The 20,322-nt window shown below is 29.9% G+C and carries 22 protein-coding genes and 1 pseudogene; 22 read left to right on the forward strand and 1 reads right to left on the reverse strand.

Features of this window, described 5'->3' with window-relative positions; translation table 11 throughout:
* Window positions 1–164: 164 nt before the first annotated feature.
* The 20 genes and pseudogenes from G594_RS0103960 (at window position 165) to G594_RS0104055 (ending at window position 17,588) form a co-directional block, all read left to right on the forward strand.
* Window positions 165–1,904, forward strand: a complete 1,740-nt coding sequence (locus tag G594_RS0103960) for an ABC transporter ATP-binding protein/permease (RefSeq protein WP_027097377.1) — start codon at window positions 165–167, stop codon at window positions 1,902–1,904.
* Window positions 1,904–3,574 (forward strand): thiol reductant ABC exporter subunit CydC, encoded by a 1,671-nt coding sequence (gene cydC / locus G594_RS0103965; RefSeq protein WP_027097378.1) that lies wholly within the window; start codon window positions 1,904–1,906, stop codon window positions 3,572–3,574. Before G594_RS0103960 ends, cydC begins: the two co-directional genes overlap by 1 nt.
* A gap of 54 nt (window positions 3,575–3,628) precedes the next feature.
* On the forward strand, window positions 3,629–4,024 hold the full coding sequence (locus G594_RS0103970) for a YbaN family protein (RefSeq protein ID WP_027097379.1): 396 nt from the start codon (window positions 3,629–3,631) through the stop codon (window positions 4,022–4,024).
* Window positions 4,017–4,310 (forward strand): nitrous oxide-stimulated promoter family protein, encoded by a 294-nt coding sequence (locus tag G594_RS0103975; RefSeq protein WP_027097380.1) that lies wholly within the window; start codon window positions 4,017–4,019, stop codon window positions 4,308–4,310. The genes G594_RS0103970 and G594_RS0103975 overlap by 8 nt, the downstream gene beginning before the upstream one ends.
* A 161-nt stretch (window positions 4,311–4,471) precedes the next feature.
* Window positions 4,472–5,236: a DUF4097 family beta strand repeat-containing protein gene (locus G594_RS0103980; protein ID WP_027097381.1), complete on the forward strand. Its 765-nt coding sequence runs from the start codon at window positions 4,472–4,474 to the stop codon at window positions 5,234–5,236.
* Window positions 5,237–5,518: 282 nt separating this feature from the next.
* Window positions 5,519–6,682 carry a 4Fe-4S dicluster domain-containing protein gene (locus G594_RS19520; protein ID WP_051195900.1) on the forward strand — a complete coding sequence of 388 codons (1,164 nt, stop codon included), beginning with the start codon at window positions 5,519–5,521 and terminating at the stop codon, window positions 6,680–6,682.
* 42 nt (window positions 6,683–6,724) lie between these two features.
* Complete coding sequence (locus G594_RS0103990) at window positions 6,725–7,609, forward strand: RnfABCDGE type electron transport complex subunit D (protein WP_027097382.1); 885 nt, start codon at window positions 6,725–6,727, stop codon at window positions 7,607–7,609.
* 2 nt (window positions 7,610–7,611) lie between these two features.
* Window positions 7,612–8,223 (forward strand): RnfABCDGE type electron transport complex subunit G, encoded by a 612-nt coding sequence (locus G594_RS0103995; protein WP_027097383.1) that lies wholly within the window; start codon window positions 7,612–7,614, stop codon window positions 8,221–8,223.
* Window positions 8,224–8,245: 22 nt separating this feature from the next.
* Window positions 8,246–8,932, forward strand: a complete 687-nt coding sequence (locus tag G594_RS0104000; RefSeq protein WP_027097384.1) for an RnfABCDGE type electron transport complex subunit E — start codon at window positions 8,246–8,248, stop codon at window positions 8,930–8,932.
* A 19-nt stretch (window positions 8,933–8,951) separates the two neighbouring features.
* The gene (locus G594_RS0104005) at window positions 8,952–9,530 is read left to right on the forward strand and encodes an electron transport complex protein RnfA (protein WP_027097385.1); all 579 of its coding nucleotides are present in this window, start codon (window positions 8,952–8,954) and stop codon (window positions 9,528–9,530) included.
* A 13-nt stretch (window positions 9,531–9,543) separates the two neighbouring features.
* A complete protein-coding gene (locus G594_RS0104010; protein ID WP_027097386.1) occupies window positions 9,544–10,338 on the forward strand; it encodes an RnfABCDGE type electron transport complex subunit B in 795 nt (264 codons plus the stop codon).
* Between the two features lie 96 nt (window positions 10,339–10,434).
* Window positions 10,435–10,986: an ECF-type riboflavin transporter substrate-binding protein gene (locus tag G594_RS0104015; protein ID WP_027097387.1), complete on the forward strand. Its 552-nt coding sequence runs from the start codon at window positions 10,435–10,437 to the stop codon at window positions 10,984–10,986.
* A 210-nt stretch (window positions 10,987–11,196) separates the two neighbouring features.
* The gene (locus tag G594_RS0104020; protein ID WP_027097388.1) at window positions 11,197–11,877 is read left to right on the forward strand and encodes an HD domain-containing protein; all 681 of its coding nucleotides are present in this window, start codon (window positions 11,197–11,199) and stop codon (window positions 11,875–11,877) included.
* A 21-nt stretch (window positions 11,878–11,898) separates the two neighbouring features.
* The gene (locus G594_RS0104025) at window positions 11,899–12,303 is read left to right on the forward strand and encodes a GNAT family N-acetyltransferase (RefSeq protein WP_027097389.1); all 405 of its coding nucleotides are present in this window, start codon (window positions 11,899–11,901) and stop codon (window positions 12,301–12,303) included.
* Window positions 12,304–12,335: 32 nt separating this feature from the next.
* Window positions 12,336–12,782, forward strand: a pseudogene (locus G594_RS18315) (GNAT family N-acetyltransferase).
* Between the two features lie 249 nt (window positions 12,783–13,031).
* Entirely contained in the window at window positions 13,032–14,741 is a 1,710-nt protein-coding gene (locus G594_RS0104035) for an ABC transporter ATP-binding protein (RefSeq protein ID WP_027097390.1), read from the forward strand.
* Window positions 14,742–14,745: 4 nt separating this feature from the next.
* Window positions 14,746–15,567 (forward strand): energy-coupling factor transporter transmembrane component T family protein, encoded by an 822-nt coding sequence (locus tag G594_RS0104040; protein ID WP_034865892.1) that lies wholly within the window; start codon window positions 14,746–14,748, stop codon window positions 15,565–15,567.
* A gap of 96 nt (window positions 15,568–15,663) precedes the next feature.
* Complete coding sequence (locus G594_RS0104045) at window positions 15,664–16,557, forward strand: tetratricopeptide repeat protein (protein WP_027097392.1); 894 nt, start codon at window positions 15,664–15,666, stop codon at window positions 16,555–16,557.
* Between the two features lie 54 nt (window positions 16,558–16,611).
* Window positions 16,612–17,106 carry a flavin reductase family protein gene (locus G594_RS0104050; RefSeq protein ID WP_027097393.1) on the forward strand — a complete coding sequence of 165 codons (495 nt, stop codon included), beginning with the start codon at window positions 16,612–16,614 and terminating at the stop codon, window positions 17,104–17,106.
* Between the two features lie 68 nt (window positions 17,107–17,174).
* Complete coding sequence (locus G594_RS0104055; protein ID WP_027097394.1) at window positions 17,175–17,588, forward strand: DUF3592 domain-containing protein; 414 nt, start codon at window positions 17,175–17,177, stop codon at window positions 17,586–17,588.
* 59 nt (window positions 17,589–17,647) lie between these two features.
* Here the strand turns inward: G594_RS0104055 and G594_RS0104060 are convergent, their stop codons facing one another.
* Entirely contained in the window at window positions 17,648–18,631 is a 984-nt protein-coding gene (locus G594_RS0104060) for an alpha/beta hydrolase (RefSeq protein WP_027097395.1), read from the reverse strand.
* 232 nt (window positions 18,632–18,863) lie between these two features.
* Here G594_RS0104060 and G594_RS0104065 point away from each other — a divergent pair, with 232 nt between their 5' ends.
* Together G594_RS0104065 and G594_RS0104070 are read left to right on the forward strand one after the other, a co-directional pair.
* A complete protein-coding gene (locus G594_RS0104065; RefSeq protein ID WP_027097396.1) occupies window positions 18,864–19,316 on the forward strand; it encodes a MarR family winged helix-turn-helix transcriptional regulator in 453 nt (150 codons plus the stop codon).
* Between the two features lie 10 nt (window positions 19,317–19,326).
* Window positions 19,327–20,304 (forward strand): beta-ketoacyl-ACP synthase III, encoded by a 978-nt coding sequence (locus G594_RS0104070; RefSeq protein WP_027097397.1) that lies wholly within the window; start codon window positions 19,327–19,329, stop codon window positions 20,302–20,304.
* Window positions 20,305–20,322: the final 18 nt, after the last annotated feature.

A 20,322-nucleotide genomic window follows, 5' to 3' on the forward strand; every position in this document is an offset into this window, starting at 1 on the left:
AGAAGATAATAAAGTTCTAGGAAGAGAAGTTGCTATGCAATTTCTCTTTTTTATAGGTCTATTTTTGGAAATATAAGAAAAAAGTATTGAAAATGATTATCAATCATGGTATAGTTACTTTGGTAATGAAAGTTATTATCAATTAAACTACGAGGTGAATGCTTATGATGATAAATAAAAGGCTTATAAACTATTGTGAAGAGTCAAAAAAATATATAGTACTAACTGTACTGGCAAATTGGATTTCTCTTTTATGTAATATAGGAATTATATTAATTGTTGGAGATTTTATAGGAATGCTTTTTACTGTGGATAGCTTAGGTAATAATACTTTAAGATTATTTATCTTAGGAATGCTAATTTTAATAAGAATAGCTGCTAACTTATCTTACGGTCACTTTTCCCACAAAGCTTCTGAAGGAGTAAAGGTAAAGCTTAGAGATGGGATTTTTGGAAAGTTAACAAGAATTGGCCTTAATTATAATAAGGTAACATCAACTAGTTCAGTAGTGCAAGTTGCTGTTGAAGGTGTAGAGCAATTAGAAGTTTATTTTGGTAGATATTTACCTCAATTCTTCTATTCATTACTAGCACCAATAACATTATTTATACTATTTTCATTTATATCATTAAAGGCTGCTATAGTTTTCTTAGTGTGTGTTCCTTTAATACCTGTTTCAATTATTGCGATAATGAAAATAGCTAAAAGAATACTTAAGGATTACTGGAATAACTATGCTAACTTAGGTGATACTTTTTTAGAAAATCTTCAAGGTCTTACAACTTTAAAGGTATTTAATATTGATGAAGAAAGACACAAGAAGATGAATGATGAGGCTGAAAACTTTAGAAGAATAACTATGAAGGTTTTAAGTATGCAGCTTAATTCTATAAATGTTATGGATTTAGTTGCTTTTGGTGGTGCAGCATTAGGAAGCATTATAACCTTAAATGCATTTTATAATGGACAAGTTACTCTAGCTGGAACAATAATTATAATACTTTTATCTTCAGAATTCTTTATACCATTAAGACTTTTAGGATCATTTTTCCATATAGCAATGAATGGTATGGCAGCTTGTGATAGAATCTTTAAACTATTAGATTCTGATGAATTAGAAGAAAGAAAAGAAGACTTTACTAAAGAATTAAGCCATAAATCTGATATAGAAGTAGATAATATAACATTTAGCTATGATGGTGAAAGAAATGTAATAAATAATGTTTCAATGAAGTTTGAGAAGGATAAGTTTACTGCTATTGTAGGGGAAAGTGGAAGTGGTAAGAGTACCATTGCATCACTACTTTTAAATACATTTAAAGTTAATGAAGGAAGTATTAAAGTTAATGGGATTGATATAAATAGAATTCCATTGAAAGATTTATATGAAAAGATGGTTATTATATCTACAAATAGTTTCATATTTAATGGAAGTATAAAAGATAATCTATTAATAGGGAAAAAGGATGCTACAGTTGAAGAAATTAATGAAGCATTAGAAGTAGCTAACTTAAAAGAATTTGTAGATTCATTAAATAATGGATTAGATACACAAGTAGGAGAGGGTGGTTCTCTTTTATCTGGAGGACAAAAGCAAAGATTAGCATTTGCTCGTGCAATACTGTCTGATAGAGAAATACTTATTTTAGATGAAGCAACTTCAAATATTGATGTTGAAAGTGAAGAAATGATTTGGAACTCAGTAGAGAAACTAAGAAATAATAAGACATTAATAGTTATATCTCATAGATTAGCTAATGTTAAGAATGCAGATAGGATTTATCTTTTAGATAAAGGTAACTTAGTTGAAGAGGGAAATCATAAAGAACTTATGGATAAAAAGAATAAATACTTTAATCTTGTATCAATGCAAGAAGAACTAGAAGGAAAGGGAGTGATGTAATGGAAAGAAGATCAGGATTTAAAATAATGAGTAGGCTTATTCTTGAATTAAAGCCATTACTACCTTTTATGTTTATAACTATAACTTTTGGTGTACTTGGATTTTTAGCAGCTATAGGAATTACATCATTTGGTGCAGTTGCCATAGGAGAAATGGTTGGAAGTACCTTAGGAGTAGCAATGAAAACTGCTATTTGGATAATGATTATATTTGCAATTTTAAGAGGGCCACTTAGATATATAGAACAACTTTCAGGGCACTATATTGCATTTAAAATATTAGTTATTCTAAGAGATAAGGTTTTTACTAAGCTAAGAAAGCTTGCACCTGCAAAACTTGAAAGAATGGGTAAAGGAAATTTAGTATCCTTAATTACAGCTGACATTGAACTTTTAGAAGTTTTTTATGCTCACACTATTGCACCAATATCAATTGCAATAATAACTAATATAATAATTACAATAGTACTTTGTTGGATTAACCTAACACTAGGTATATTAGGAGGAATATTCTTCTTTATAGTAGGTTTTTGTATACCATATTTTACTTCAAAGTATGGAAAGAAAGCTGGAGAAGAATACAGAAAAACTTTTGGAGAAGCTAATTCATATCTTTTAGATTCTTTAAGAGGCTTAAAGGAAGTACTTATATATAAGGTTTCAGAAGAAAGAAGAGAAGAAATAAGTAAAAGTTCTAAACTTCTAAATACAAAACAAAAGAAAATTAAGTATCATGAAGGTCTTATTAGAGCATTATCAGATACAACGATAATGATAGCAATTTTAACCTTTGTATTTGTAGGAGGAGATTTTGTTCAAAATGGAGCACTTCCAATTGATCAATATATACTTTGTATATTTATACTAGCATCATCCTTTGGACCAGTTGTTGCTTTAAGTAACCTTTCAAATAACCTTTTACAAACATTCGCTTCAGCAGATAGATTATTTAATCTTTTAGATGAAGAAGCTGCAGTTCAAGATGTTGATGGAAAAGAAGCAGTTAGTAATGTAGACATTTCTTATGAGAATGTTAACTTTGGTTATGAAGGAAGAGAAGAAATACTAAAAGATATTAACTTAAAGATAAAAAAGGGAGATAAGGTAGCTATAATTGGTGAAAGTGGAAGTGGTAAGAGTACACTAGTTAAGCTTCTTATGAGATTCTTCTATGCAAATAGTGGAGAAATATCTTTAGGAAATAAGAACATAAAGGATATTACAACATATGGACTTAGAAAAGTAGAGGCACTAATGAGTCAGGAAACATATCTTTTCAATGAAACAATTGAGGAGAATATAAAGGTAGCTAAATTAGATGCAACTAGAGAGGAAGTAGTAGAAGCAGCTAAAAAGGCATCGATACATGAATTTATAGAAACTCTACCTAATGGATATGAAACTAAGGTTGGAGAATTAGGTGGTAATTTATCATCTGGTGAAAAACAAAGAATTGGACTAGCTAGAGCTTTCTTAAGGGATAGTGAAATAATGATTCTTGATGAGCCAACAAGTAACTTAGATACATTAAATGAAGGTTCCATATTAAAGGCAATTAAGGAAAATTGTAATGATAAAACAATAATATTAATTACACATAGAAACTCAACAACTTCTATATGTAATAGAACTTTAAGGTTAGAAAATAAAAAGTTAACTGAAGTAATTTAATAAGGAGGATCCTTGAAGTCTAGGGGGGAGTCTAGGCTTCAAGGAAAAATAGATATGAATAAGATAAAGAAATCGCTTTATATAATTGTAGGATTAATATCTTTTGGATTAGGGGCAATTGGAGTGATATTGCCGATATTACCTACAACACCATTTTTATTATTAGCATCATTTTGTTTTGTTAGAGGTTCTGACAAATTTGATAGGTGGTTTAAAGAAACAAAAATATACAAAAAGCACTTAGAGAATTTTGTGAATAACAGGGCTATGACTTTAAAACAAAAGGTATGTATATTACTATTTGCAGATACTATGATTCTTACAGCTATGTATTTTGTAAATAATTTTCATGCAAGAATTGCAATGGCAGTAGTTATATTGCTCAAGCTATATTATTTTACATTTAAAATTAAGACTATTAAGGTTGTAGGAGAGAATGTAAATGAGTAGGGTAGAAAAGGAAAAAGAAATTGTAGAATTAATGATTAGGCTTTACTGTGAAAAAAACCATAATTGTAAGGATGAACTTTGTGATGATTGTAGGGAACTTTTAGAATATGCTCATAAAAGATTAAGTTTTTGCAAGTTTGGAGATAAAAAGTCATCTTGTAGTAAATGTCCAATTCATTGCTATAAGAAAGATATGAAGGAAAAAATAAAAAAGGTAATGAGGTTTTCAGGACCAAGACTTTTAATATATAGACCATTTGAGTATGTTAGACATATATTCAAGTGATTTTTTTAGAGAGATAACTGATAATGAAAATCAAGTACAAGTGGCGAGAGAAACTATACAGAAATTTGTATAGTTTTTTTGCTATTATAAATAAAAATAAGGTTTTTTTAAGAAAGTAAAAGGAGTGTGTTGGGATATAATGTATACTGAGGGGTGAAGTTATGAAAAAAATAAGTTTTTATTTAGCATCAGTAATGTTAAGTGTATTTTTTATAGGGTGCAATAATTCTAATGCTAAAGATGTGAACTCTACTGTAACAAAAATTGATAAAACAGAATCTATTTCTGGGGTTGAAGAAATACGGATTGAAAGTGGAGCATCAGAAATTAATTTATACGCATATGATGGAAGCGAAGTAAAGGTAAAAGGTGAACTTGGAGATTATAGCAAAAGTCTTGAAATTAACAAAAGAGGGAATACTTTATATATAAAGGAAGAAAGTAAGAAAAATATAGGTGTTAATATTGAACATACAAAGTTAGATATAATGGTACCAAAAACTTTTAATGGTAATTTAGATTTTAATCAAGGGGCAGGAAAGGCCGATATTAATAATCTAGACTTAAAAGATATTAATATAGATGGTGGAGCCGGAAAACTAACATTATCTAATATATGTTTTAATCGCTTAGACTTAGATAGTGGAGTAGGGCAAGTTAATATAGAGACAGGAGATAGAAGTGGAGATATTGATATAAACGGAGGCGTTGGAGAGGTAAATGTGGCAATAAAGAAGGTCGGTGGGGATTTAATATATGATGGTGGAGTTGGTAGTTCTAATATTAAGATACCAAAGAATTCACCAATAAGTATTAAATCAGAATCAGGATTGGGGTCAATAGAAAATGAAGCAGTTATCTCTGGTAATGGTGACTATATTTTCGATATAAGTGTTGGGGTAGGAAGTATTAGAATATACAATTAATATGGTTAATTATATAACAAAGATTAAGTGGGAAAAACCACCATATAGTAGATTCAAAATATTAGAGTTGGAGAAAAGGTGCCTTAGAGCTATATTCTAAGGCACCTTTTTTAATTTTTTAATAAAATAATTTTAAAAAATATATGTTAAATATAAAACAATGAGTTGTTAAGTACTATATAAGATGATAAAATGACAAATGGACTACTATAAAGCGGAATGAAGTCGAAAATTTAAATGTAAAGCTTTGTTTCAAGTTAATTATAAAATAGGAGGACTTATATGAGTTTATTTAATTTAATTAAACAGACTAAAATATCAAAGGAAGAGTCCCTTTATCCAACTAAACAATGTGTATTCTATTTAGAAGGAAAGGGAGTTAATGCTACAGCCCTAGTTAAAAAGGGAGATGAAGTAGTTGTAGGTAGTGTAATTGGTAAAGAAAAAGAAGATTTATCAATACCTGTTTTAAGCTCAGTTAATGGAAGTGTTGTAGAAATAAGAGATACTTATAATACTGATGGTAAAAAGTCAAAAGCAGTAGTTGTTGAAGTGAAAGAAAATACTAAACTTGAAGAAAAGGAAGTTGATATTAACTCTTTATCAAAAGAGGAAATATTAAATAAGATTCAAGAGTTTGGTTTAGTAGATGAAGCTGGAGTCCCTTTATCATTAAAGTACAGAGCTTTTAGTGGAAATAAGCTATTAGTTAAGAGTTTTAGCTATGAATCAAATATAGCTTATTATGATCTTTTAAATACTAAGGAAAAGGAAATAAACAAAGCTTTAGAAGTTTTAAACAAGCTATTTGTGTCTTTAGAAATAAAGAAAGTTGATAGTAAGAGCGTGTCAAAGAAGACAATTGAGTTAAAGAGAGAAGAACTTATTTCTAAATTCTTTGGTAAAGGCGTGAAAAATGAAGAGGTTATAGTTGAAGATATTTTATCATTAGTATATCTTGGAGAATGCTTCTTAAGTGGACAACCTCACTTAGATGAGTATGTTGTTGTTTCAGGTTCTGCTATTAAAGAAAATGTTTTACTTAAGGTTAAGTTAGGTACTACTTTAGATGAAGTTTTAGAAAAGTTAGGTGGAAGTAAAGAAGAATTAGGTAAGATAGTTGTAGGTGGAGCATTAGGAGGCATACCTCAATTTAGTGATGATTCAGCAATATCTTACAATGCGAAAGCTATACTTTTCTTAAATACAAAGGATGCTACAAAGGCAACTGAATCACCATGTATCAGATGTGCAAAATGTTTAAGAGCTTGTCCTGAAGGGCTAAATCCAATAAAGCTTATGGAGCTTTGGGAAAGAGGAGAAAAAGAAGAGTTCTTAAAGTTTGGAGGAAATAAGTGCATAGAGTGTGGTTTATGTAGTTATGTATGTCCGTCTAAGATAGAGGTAGCAAACAAGATTGTTACTGCAAAGGCTTTTATAAAGTAATAGTTTGGATTTCCTAAAGAAAAAAGATAAGGAGTGAACATTTTGGAGAGAAAAATTAATATTTCACCTGCTCCACATATAAGAAGTAACAATACTGTCAACAAGATAATGATTGATATGATTATTGCATTACTTCCAGCAGCAGGTGCAGGAATATATTTTTATGGAAAAGATGCAGTTAAAATATTAGTTGCATCAACTTTATCAGCATTAGTTATAGAAATGTTATGGAACAAGTTTGTTAAGAAGACTAGTTTTTTAACAGATTTAAGCCCAATAGTTACAGGATTAATGATGGGACTTATATTACCAACACATGTTCCATTATGGATACCAGTTATAGCTTCAATTTTTGCTATTATTGTAGTTAAGCAATTCTTTGGTGGACTTGGTCAAAACTTCATGCATCCAGTAGCAGCTGCTAAGGCTTTCTTAATAGCTTCATGGGCAGGAGTAATGGCAAAACCTGTAGTAGATTCAGTTGCAGCAGCATCAGAGGTTGTTGAAGAAACTGTTACTTTAATGGATCAAATAATTGGTCAAGCTTCAGGAAGCATTGGAGAAACTTCTGTTTTAGCTATAGCTGTAGGCGCTTTATACCTTGCTTTAAGAGGAAGAATAAGCTTAAGAGCTCCACTTGCTTTCTTAGTTTCAGGTTATGCTATGAACCTTTACTTAGGTAAGGAAGGATTACTTTCAGGAGCATTCTTCTTTGCAGCAATATTTATGGCAAGTGATTATGCAACTTCACCAATGACTAGAGTTGGTCAATACATATTTGGTATAGGTCTTGGTGTTACAGCATCAGTTATATCTGTACTTGGATATAACCCAGAAGGACCATACTATGCAATTATTATAATGAACTTAGTAGTTCCAATGATTGAATATTTCACTACTAAGAAGTTTAAGAAGGAGGTGGCTTAATAATGAAAGAAAACTTAAAATTAGGTGGTATTTTATTAACTATTACAGTAATAGCTGGTTTACTTTTAGGTTTTGCTAACTCGTTAACTGCTGAAGCCATCTTAGAAAATTCAAAGGTTAGTAAAGAAGATTTAAAGGTTATATTACCTGCTGCTTCGTCTATTGCTGATACTGAAGGAGTAGAAACAAATGAAACTATTAATGAAGTATATGATGCATTAGATGGAAGTGGTAATAAAGTAGGTAATGTATTTAAGGTAACAACAAAAGGGTTCCATGGACCTGTAGAATTAGTTATTGCTATTTCAAGCGAAGATAAGGTTACTGGTATGAAGGTTTTAGCTCACTCTGAAACACCAGGTCTTGGAGCTAAAATTACTGAACCTGCTTTTATGGAAAGAATAAAGGATTTACCAATTGCTGAAGATATAGAAATAGTTAAGGTAACTCCATCAAAGGATAATCAAGTTGAAGGTGTATCAGGAGCTTCTGTATCTTCAAAAGCAGTAGCTACTGCAGTAAATGACGCAATAAGATTCTATAAAGAAAACATTAAGGGAGAAGAGGTAGCACCTAAGGAAGAAGTAGACTCTACTACAAGTGCAACTCAGTAACCTAAAGATAAGGAGGATAAAAATGAACAAGTTAATTGAAAGACTAAAAAACGGTATAATTACTGAAAATCCAATTTTTGTTCAAGTATTAGCTATGTGTCCAACCTTAGCGGTTACAACAAGTGCAGAAAATGCCTTAGGTATGGGACTAGCTTCTACAGTAGTTTTAATATTTTCTAATATGATGATTTCTGCAATAAGAAAGTTTGTACCAGATAAGATAAGAATTCCTGCGTACATCGTAGTTATTGCTTCATTCGTTACAATAGTTGATATGTTAATGCATGGATATGTTCCAGCACTATATAAGTCACTAGGTATATTTATTCCACTTATAGTTGTTAACTGTGTAATCTTAGGAAGAGCAGAAGCTTATGCTTCAAAGAACCCAGTAATACCATCAATATTTGATGCTATAGGTATGGGACTTGGATTTACAGTAGCTCTTTTCTTAATAGGTGCATTCAGAGAAGTAATAGGTGCAGGTCAAATTTTAGGTATGCAAGTAATGCCAGCAAGTTATAAGCCAGCATCAATTATGATTCTTGCTCCAGGTGCTTTCTTCACATTAGGTGGACTAGTTACTTTCTTAAACTATAGAAAGATTAAGAAAGCTAAGAAGAATAACGAGCAAGTTATAGAAATGCAAGCAGGTGGATGCGGAAGCTGTTCTGGATGTGGAAACGGTGGATGCTCTACAAGAAAATAAGTAAAGGTGGAGAAGATAGATGAGTTTATTTTTAATTTTTATTAGTGCTATGCTAGTAAACAACTTCGTACTATCAAAGTTCCTTGGTATTTGTTCATTCTTAGGAGTTTCTAAGAAGAAGGATGCTGCCTTTGGTATGGGGATGGCTGTTACACTAGTTATGGTAGTGGCATCAGTTATGTCATGGTTAGTTTACAATAAAATTTTAGATCCATTAGGATTAAATTATTTATCAACTATAGCTAACGTACTAGTTATAGCTGCGTTAGTTCAATTTATAGAAATGGCAATGAAGAAGATGATGCCAAGCTTACATAAGGCTCTTGGTGTTTACCTTCCTCTTATTACAACAAACTGTGCAGTTTTAGGTATGGCTTCATTAAATATTCAAGAAAGCTATAACTTATTACAAGCTTTAGTAAATGGTATTGGAGCTGCTGCAGGTTACACTCTTGCAATAGTTTTATTATCATTCATTAGAGAAAGAATTGATAACAACAAGAATATACCAGAAGTTTTAAGAGGCCTTCCAATAACTCTATTTACAGCAGGGTTAATGGCTATAGCATTCTTAGGCTTCCAAGGATTAATTCACTAGGAGGTATTTATAGATGGGTATATTATATGCAGCACTTAGCTTAGGTGCCTTAGGATTAGTTTTTGGTATATTACTAGGATTTGCTTCAAAGAAGTTTGAAGTTAAAGTTGATCCAAAGATTCCAAAGCTTAGAGAATGTCTTCCAAGTGCAAACTGTGGTGGATGTGGATATGCTGGATGTGACGCTTATGCAGAAGCAGTTGCATCTGGTGATGCAAAACCTAACCTTTGTTCTGTTGGTGGTGCGCCAGTTGCAGAAGCATTAGGTGAAGTTTTAGGGGTTTCAGTTGAAACTGGAGCTAAAATGACAGCATTTGTTAAGTGTGCTGGTAACTGTGAAAAAGCTAAACAAAATTATGAATATGAAGGTGTAACTAACTGTCTAGAAGCATCTCTTTTAGTAGGTGGTGGTGCTAAGAAGTGTTCATATGGATGTTTAGGACTTGCAAGTTGTGTTAATGTATGTGAGTTTGATGCTTTACATATAGTAGATGGTATTGCAAAGGTAGATAAAGAAAAGTGTACAATGTGTGGAGCTTGTATAGATATTTGTCCAATGGGATTAATTGAAGCTGTTCCATATGATAAGAAGGTAAGAGTTGCTTGTAACTCACAAGATGCTGGTAAGGATGTAAGAAATGCTTGTTCAGCTGGATGTATTGGATGTAAAATTTGTGAAAAGAATTGTCCAAAGGGTGCAGTTAAAGTTGATGGATTCTTAGCTAAGGTTGACTATGAAAACTGTGTTAACTGTAAGATTTGTACAACTAAATGTCCGACTAAGGCAATTTCATTCTTAGAAAGTTAATTAAAAAGCTGACATAAGTCAGCTTTTTATCTTTGTGTATATAAATATAGAATATTATGAAAAATATATATAAATTAAAACTAAGGGAGAATTTATATGAATAGAAGATCAGGAATACAAACTATTGTAGCTATAGGTATAGGTGCTGCTGTGTTTATGATACTTGGAAGGTTTGGAGCAATTCCAACAGGTATACCAAACACAAGCATTGAAACAGCATATGCCTTTCTAGCATTAATGGCAGTTTTATATGGACCTGTTGCAGGTTTTTCAATTGGCTTTATAGGGCATACATTAAAGGATTTAACTACATATGGGTCACCATGGTTTAGTTGGATTTTAGCTTCAGCAGTAGTAGGATTAGTAATTGGATTTGCATACAAAAGATTGAGCATTAATGATGGTGAATTTAATAAGAAGGATATTATTAGATTCAATATTTATCAAATAATAGGAAATGCTATAGCTTGGTTTTTAGTAGCTCCAGGGTTAGATGTTCTTGCTTATGCAGAACCAGCTAATAAAGTATTTGTTCAAGGAGCAGTTGCTTTCGTTTCAAATGGACTTACTGTTGGGATAATAGGATCATTATTAATTTATGCTTACTCAAAGACAAGAACTAAAAAGGGAAGCCTAAGTAAAGAATAAATAAGATAAAAGAGATGAAAAAAGTTGAGAAAGAGACTGCTTTCGCAGTTTCTTTCTTTTTTATGTAAGAAGATAAGAAGTTATAGGAAAAATATAAATATAACAATATATAAATATATAAATATATAAATATATAAATATTGGTAGAGAGGAAGCGTGGTAAAAGGATAAGAAAGTTATCTTTAACTTTTCGCTAATTAGGAGAGTGTATTGAAAAGGTTTGAAAAAATAAAAAATGATAAAACAATAATTGAAGTATATAATAAAATTTCTGAATATGAAGATCTAGATAAAGGATGGGCACATCATAATCTTGATCATGTTAAAAATGTAGCTAAATTAGTTGAGTCCTTACTTAGTGAATTGGGTTATGATGATAGCTTTATAGAAGAAGCTAAAATAGCAGCCTTATTACATGATACTGGTGCAATAGAGGGAAAAAATAATCATTCATTAAGAAGTTATGAATTTGCAAAAAAGTACTTTGAGAAAAATAATATTATATTAAAAAATAAAGATTTAGTTTTAGAGGCTATAAAGATTCATAGTGATGGATTTAATAGTGATAATATTATTGCTTTAGCTCTCATCTTAAGTGACAAACTAGATATAAAATACACTAGAGTTGCTAAAGAAGGATATAAAGTAAAAGGAATGAAGGAGTTGCAGTATATCACAAATATCTTTATTGAAATTAATAATAAAAATATAGAAATCAAATTTATTTGCCATGAGAAGATTAATAAAAATGAATTAGAAGGATTTTATTTTATGGAAAAAGTTTTTAAAGCAATAATGGCTTTTTCAAAAAAGATGAATTTAAATCCCAGGGTACTATTTAATAATGAAGAATGGGAAAAGTTTCATATGATACAATTATTATATGAATAGAAATTAAATGGGGGGATCTTAATGATTAACTATAAGGAAATTAATTCATCAATGATTGAAGCTATAAAAGATATTTATAGAAAAGAATCTTGGAATGCTTATTTAAAAGATGATGAAAAACTAATAAGAGCATTTGATAATTCATTATATACTATAGGAGCATTTGATGATTGTAAACTTGTTGGTTTTATTAGATGTGTTGGAGATGGAGAGCATGTTTTAATAGTGCAGGATTTAATTGTTGAGCCAGAATATCAACAGCGTAAAATTGGAACATATCTTTTTAAAACTATAATAAAAAAGTATTCCGAAGTAAGAATGTTCATGGTTGTAACTGATATAGAAGACGTAGTAGATAATAAATTCTATAGATCATTCAATCTTAAGAAATTAGAGGATATGAATATGATTGGGTATATTAGATAAATTCCTATTTAAATTTTGCAGAGGAGATAAAAATGTTTATAAGACGATATGAAGCATTAGATTGTAAATATTTAGCGGAATTATTTTATAATACGGTACATTCTATTAATGCAAAAGATTATAGTTTGGAGCAGTTAAATGTATGGGCAACGGGAAGTGTAGATTTAGAAAAATAGAATCAATCTTTATTATCACATTTTTCAGTTGTCGCAGTTGAAAATGGGATTATAGTTGGTTTTGGTGATATAGATTTCACAGGATATCTGGATAGATTATATGTCCATAAGGATTATCAAAATCAAGGTATTGCTACTGCAATTTGTGACGAATTGGAATGCAATTTTAATGAGAGCAAAGTAAGTACCCATGCTTCAATTACGGCAAGGCCATTTTTTGAAAAACGAGGATACAAAGTTATTAAGAAACAGAATGTGGAAAGAAGTGGGGGTGTGCTACAAAATTATATTATGGAGAAATAATCAAATTCCAATTTATCTAATAGATTAAATTTAGAGATAAAAAAGAATTTGTAGAAATGATATATTCAAAAATGAAACTCACTACCTACATTCCATTTTAGGAGTAACTTCAACTGATTAAATCAAACAAGTAGAGTGTTAGTTATATATAAGTATTGCTTTGAAATAAAAAATATAATGAAAAATTCTTTTGAAAATATTGTCGAATAGTATATAATATTATAGACAAAATGTACAAAGGAGAATGGAATGAAGAAACCAGTAATAGAGTTCAAAGATTTTAGCTTTCAATATAGAGTTCAAGCTAAACCAACATTGAATAATATTAATTTAACTATATATGAAGGTGAGAAGGTACTTATTGTTGGACCATCTGGTTCTGGAAAGAGTACTATTTCTAATTGTATTAATGGATTAGTACCATTTTTATATGAAGGAGATATAAGTGGAAGTTTAAAGATAAATGGAAAAGAAACAAGGGATATGAGTATAGCAGAAATATCAAATTCAGTTGGAACTGTGCTTCAGGATCCTGATAGTCAATTTATAGGTTTGACAGTTGCAGAAGACATAGCTTTTAAGCTAGAAAATAATTGTGTAGATGTAGACATAATGAAGGAGAAAGTAACCATAGTTTCTAAAATAGTAGGAATTGATACTCACTTAGATTCATCGCCTCAGCGTTTATCAGGTGGACAAAAGCAAAGAGTTTCTCTTGCAGGGGTAATGGTAGATGAGGTTAATATCTTATTGTTTGATGAACCTCTTGCAAGTCTTGACCCTGCTACAGGAAAGAATGCTATAGATCTTATAGATAAAATAAAAAATGATAGTAATAAAACTATAGTGATTATAGAACATCGTCTTGAGGATGTTTTATATAGAAATGTAGATAGAGTAATAGTAGTTAACAATGGAGAAATAGTAAAGGATACTACGCCAGGAGAACTGTTAGCTACAGAAATTTTAAAAGAATGTGGAATTCGTGAACCGCTTTATATAACAGCATTAAAATATGCAGGTTGTAAACTAGATGAAGATATGAATTTAGAAAATATAGATGAAATTAACTTAAATTCCTTAAGTGGGGCTCTTAAATCATGGGCTGATGGAGTAGTTAATGAAGAAGTTAAAGAATTTGTGACACCTTTACTAGAGTTAAAGAATGTTAATTTTGAATACTCTAAAAATAAAAAGGTTTTAAAGGATGTTTCTTTTAAAATTAACAAGGGTGAGATGGTAAGCATAGTTGGTAGAAATGGAGCAGGTAAATCAACTATATCTAGACTTATTTGTGGTTTCTATCGCCCAACATCAGGAGAAATACTATTTGAAGGGAATAATCTTAAAAGTAGTACTATAAAAGAAAGAGCAGAGAAAATAGGTTTAGTAATGCAAAATCCTAATCAAATGATATCTAAAACCATGATATTTGATGAAGTGGCTTTAGGATTACAAATTAGAGGGATTTCAGAAGATGAAACTAAGAGAAGAGTATATGAAGCCTTGCAAATATGTGGATTATATGAATTTAGAAATTGGCCTATATCTGCATTAAGCTTTGGGCAAAAGAAGAGAGTAACTATTGCATCTATATTAGTACTAAACCCAGAATTAATAATATTAGATGAACCTACAGCAGGACAAGATTTTAAGCATTATACAGAAATAATGGAGTTCTTAAAAGAGCTTAATAAAAAAGGTGTAACTATAGTTATGATAACTCATGATATGCATCTTATGCTTGAATATACAGATAGATCCATAGTTTTATCAGATGGGGAGAAGATTGCAGAAGATAAAGCTTTTCGTATTTTAACTGATAATGAAGTTATAGAAAGAGCAAACTTGAAAGAAACATCTCTGTATCAGCTTGCTTTAAAAGCAAATTTAGCTAATCCAAGAGAATTTGTAAATAAGTTCATTGACTATGATAGGAGGACTCGAGAAAGTGAATAATGCAATGCTTGAATATACGGATTTAAAGTCACCTATACATAAGTTAACTGGTGCAACTAAGCTTATAGCATTAATAATCTGGGCTATAACAGCAATGGTTACCTACGACACAAGGGTGTTGATATTAATGTTCATATTAAGCATAGTATTCTTTAAAAAATCGAAGGTGAAGTTTAAGGATATTTCATTTGTATTATATTTTATATTGATATTTTTATTAATCAATAATATAGCTATATTTATATTTTCACCCTATGAAGGGGTTGAAATTTATAAATCAAGGACAGATTTATTTCACCTTGTAGGAAACTATAATGTTACTTTGGAACAAGTTTTCTATCAATTTAACGTTACTTTAAAATATTTTTCAATAATTCCTATGGCATTATTATTTATGGTAGCTACAAATCCAAGTGAGTTTGCAGCATCCTTAAATAGGATTGGGGTAAGTTATAAAATAGCTTATTCTGTTTCAATTGCATTAAGATATATACCAGATGTACAAAGAGATTATATGGAGATTTCCTTTGCTCAGCAAGCAAGGGGAGTAGATATGTCAAAAAAGGAAAAGTTAATAAAGAGAGTAAAGAATATGTCTACAATTCTTATGCCTTTAATTTTTTCTAGTTTAGAGAGAATAGAAACTGTAAGTTGTGCAATGGAACTTAGAGCCTTTGGTAATAAGAAGAAAAGGACATGGTATAGTGGTAGAAAATTTGAAAACGGAGATTATATAGCAATTGCTTTTATGATTATCCTGTTTATAGTATCCTTAGTAATTACACTAAATAATCCAGATAAGCGATTTTATAATCCTTTTATTTAATAAGAGAGTTGAGAGGTTGTTGCAAATAATTAATTATTTTGCAACAACCTCTTTATTGTTGTATATTAAATTATATAAATTTGTGGAGGATTTTACATGGAAAATAAGAATTATCTTTTTGATAATTATATAAATATAGCAAGAAACTCCAAGATTGATGGGGATAACTTAAAGGCACTTAAGTTTTATAAGAAAGCGTACAGTCTTCCAATAGGAAAAGGGGATATAGACTTATTACTAGATATGGCGCTTTTATATGATGAACTTGGTTTTAAGGATTTAGCCGAAAAGAAATATAAAGAAGTTATTGAGATAGATAAAGGAGAAGCTAGTGCATATTATGGTCTTGGAGTATTGTACGATGAAAATGAAGAATATGAAAAAGCTATTAAGTACTATAAAGAAGCAATAGAGTTAAATCCAAGATATGATAAGGCGTATTTTTTCTTAGCTAACATACTAGATGAGATTGGAAAAAAGCAGGAGGCTATAGAAAATTATAAAAAGGCAATAGAGATAAACCCTAATGAACTTTGGGCATATGCTAATATTGGATGTATTTTAGAAGAGGAAAATAAGAATAAGGAAGCTTTAGAATATCTAAAAAAGGCTTTAGAAATAGATAATAGACAATTTAGAGTGTTATTTAATGTAGGAGTAGTACTTAATAAATTAGGAAACGTAGGAGAGGCTAGAAAATACTATTTTGAATCAATTAAATCAAATCCTTTTTATCCCTATAGTTTTTTAAATTTAGCAGTAACATATAAGGAAGAGAAAAACTATAAAAAGGCAATAGAAATATTAAATAAGGGATTAGAATTTAATGAAGAGGCTTTTCTTTATTATAACAGAGGGTGTAATTACATAAATTTAAAGAATTATGAAAATTCTTTGAAGGATGTAAAAAAGAGCATAGAACTTAATTCCTTCTTTATAGAATATTCTAAGAAGGATAAAGAATTAGAAGAAATTTGGGATAAGATTTAATTTTGGTAAATATATGATATTATAAGAATAGAAAAAACTTGGGGAGTGTTAAAAATGATAGATAAGTTTACAGAAAATATTGAAAATGTAATGGATAATATTTATTTAGAAGGGGCATTTTTTACAGCGGGAGATAAAGCTAAAGCTAATACTATGACTATAAGCTGGGGAAGCATAGGGTATATGTGGAGAAAGCCAATGTTTATGGCTTTAATAAGAACTAATAGATACACAAATGAATTTTTAGATTTAGGAGAAACATATACAATTAGTGTTCCTGAAAGAGGAAGTAAAAAGGAAGCACTAACTATCTGTGGCACTAAATCAGGAAGAGATATAGATAAAGAAAAGGAAGCTAATATTAAATTTATTGATTCAAGATCTGTTAAAACACCAGTAGTAGAAGGGTGTGATAGATATTTTGAATGTAAGATCGTTTATAAGCAAGAAATAGATTTAGAGAATATGGATAAGGATATTGTTAAAGCAGTTTATTCAAAGGATGCAAAGCATGTTCTTTATTTTGGAGAAATAGTAGAAGAATACTAGAATAACATTTATAGAGAGCCTCTCATATTATGTACTAAAAGTATATAAAGGAGGCTCTTTCCATAATTATGTTTATATTATTAGTGGTTATAAGCCTTATATTATTAGCCGGTGGCTTATGGATGTTCTATTCTAAGGTAATACTTGAAAAGTATGGAGTAAAAGCTGTAGGAAGAGTAATTAGAAATGAAAAATTTATAGATCATACAGTAGATTCCTTTGATCAAATAATTGAAATTACAGTTTATAGGCCTGTTATAGAATTTGAGACAGAGGATGGATTAAAATTACAAGCAGTATGCGATGAAGGAAGTAATCCACCAATTTATAAAGAGGGGGATTTTATTAATATAGTATATCCTTCAAATGACCCAAAAGGTTTTGAGGTTAATGATTATCCAAATACATTAAAACTACCAATTATATTGATTAGTTTATCTATTATGTTATTAGTATTTGCTATAGTATTAATAATAATTTAATACTATCAAAAGACTCAGAGTGGAATATCTGAGTCTTTATTTTTTTTGTATACTAAATATTACAAAGGTGAATTAAATACAACGAATTTTAAAATGTTTAAGGCTATTTTTTTACCATCTTCAGTAGTAAAGTTAGATAAATCATGTCCTAAATAGTCAAGAGTTACCAGCTCAACAGGGTTTCCAAGCTTTTTACTTTCTGTATATAGAGTCTCAGAGTTAGAGTATGGAACTAAGGAATCAACCTTACTATGTATTATCATTGTTTTAGGCAAGCCCTTTTTTAGATAGTTTATAGGGCTATATTTTTTTATTAGTTCTTCTTTGTTTTCTATTGAATTAAATACCTTTGCTAAATTAGAGTCAATATTTGATGGATATAAAGTTGAAAGGTCTGTTGGACCAAAGCAGTCTAGAAGATATTTTACCCTACTTGGGTACTCAGCCAAATCAGGACTATCTATAAATGCATCATTCTCTGAATACGCAGCAATTAGGGACAAGTGAGCACCAGCAGATATTCCCATTAATCCAATTTCATTAGTATTTAAATTATAAGCATTACTATTTTTGTACACCCATCTTATTGCATCTTTAACATCGGAAATTTGTTTCTTAAAGTCAATGCTATTATGTGACATTTCATAAGATACACTTATGATTGTATAACCTTCTTCCCTGAAAATATCAAGTATAGGGGAGAGTGCTTGAGGGATACTGTCAGTACCATATACCCAACTTCCACCATGTACATAAATAATTACAGGAGAGGATTTCTTGCTTTCTTTTTTAGATTTATATATGTCTAAAGTTAGTGGTTTATTATTTGTAGATTTATAAATAACCTTTTCTGAATCTGAATCACTCATCCATTTTATATCGTTATAGCTTGCTACTGTATCTATTGTTGCAAGAGATTCTTTGGCATTAGTAAATTTACTTACTATATTTATGCAAAGAGAGAGTTTATTTCTAAAGACAAAGCCAGCTGTTATAGTTATTACTAATAAAATTAAAAAAAAGTATTTAAAAAATTTTTTCATTATGTATCTCCCCTTTATAGTTAGTATCCATTATAAATGATTGACAGAAAATATAAAATTAATATTAATAATGTGAAAAAAATAAATATATTATTGACAAGGTATTTTGAGTATAGTATATTTTGAGTATCAAAATATTTGAATGATAATAATATTTTGATGCACCAATTGAATTTTAAAAGGAAAGCTATTATTATGTTAATATAGTTAGAAAAATGGAGGAAAATTTTACATGGAAAAAGGAAAAAAGATACTTAATGAACTTTTGGTGCAATTATTTAATGACATTCTTCAAATTGAAGAAAAATCTTTGAAGAATGGTCCACTATCAGATTTATCTGTAACAGAGTTACATACTATTGAAGCTATAGGAATGTATAAAGAAAGAACAATGACTGAAGTTGCACAAGATTTAAAAATTACAGTAGGAACATTAACAACTGCAATTAATAAACTTATAAAAAAAGGATATGTAGACAGAAAAAGAATTGAAGAAGATAGAAGAGTAGTTCTGATTCACTTAACTAAAAAGGGTAAACTAGCATATAGAATACATGAAAAGTTTCACAATGACATGATAAATGAAACAATAAGTGGATTAAGAGAGGATGAAGAAGAAATACTTATTTCGTCATTAGAGAGATTGAATGTCTTCTTTAAAGAGAAATATGAGTTAATTGATTAAGGAGAGTATTATGGAGGCAATTAATATTAAAAGTTTTGGGGCCTATGCACCTTCACTTGTTATTACAAATGATGATTTATCTAAAATAGTAGATACAAGTGATGAGTGGATTACTTCTAGAACTGGGATAAAAGAAAGAAGAATCTCAGAGGGAGAAGATACATCTCAGATTTCCATTAAAGCAGCAAAAATGGCACTTCAAAGGTCAAAACTTAAAGGTGAAGATATTGATTTAATTGTAGTTGCAACTATAACACCAGATATGTTTACTCCTTCAGTAGCTTGTCTAGTGCAAAAAGAAATAGGGGCAAAAAATGCTATGGCTTTTGATATTAATGCAGCATGTTCTGGATTCATATATGGGCTGCAGGTTGCTTATTCAATGATGAAGATTAATAATTTTACCAATGCCTTAGTAATAGGAGCAGAAACATTATCAAAAATTATGGATTGGGAAGATAGGAGTACTTGTGTTCTTTTTGGAGATGGTGGAGGAGCTGTTATTTTATCTAAGGAAGACATAAGTTTTTCAAAGAAATTCTCTTTTTATTCTAAATCTGAGGGGGATAAGGGAGAATTTTTAACAACCTATGCATTTGATGTTATAAACCCTTATATAAAAAAAGAAAACATTAGAAACAAGAAGATTTACATGAATGGTAGAGAAGTTTTTAAATTTGCAACTACTTCAATAGTTAATTCTGTAAAAGAATTAGTTAAAACAAATGAAATGGGTATAGAGGATATAGATTATATTATATGTCATCAAGCTAATTCTAGAATAATTGATTATTCTGCTAAAAAGCTAGGAGTTAGTATAGATAGGTTCTTCATGAATTTAGATAAGTATGGTAATACATCTTCTGGCTCAATTCCTTTAGCATTAAATGAAATGTATGAAAAAGGTTTGTTAGAAGAGGGAATGAAGATAATATTAGTTGGATTTGGTGGTGGGTTGACTTATGGGTCAATTTTGATAGAATTATAACATTACATTTCCCATTAA

Source organism: Clostridium paraputrificum AGR2156 (genome assembly GCF_000424025.1).
Lineage (GTDB): Bacteria > Bacillota > Clostridia > Clostridiales > Clostridiaceae > Clostridium > Clostridium paraputrificum.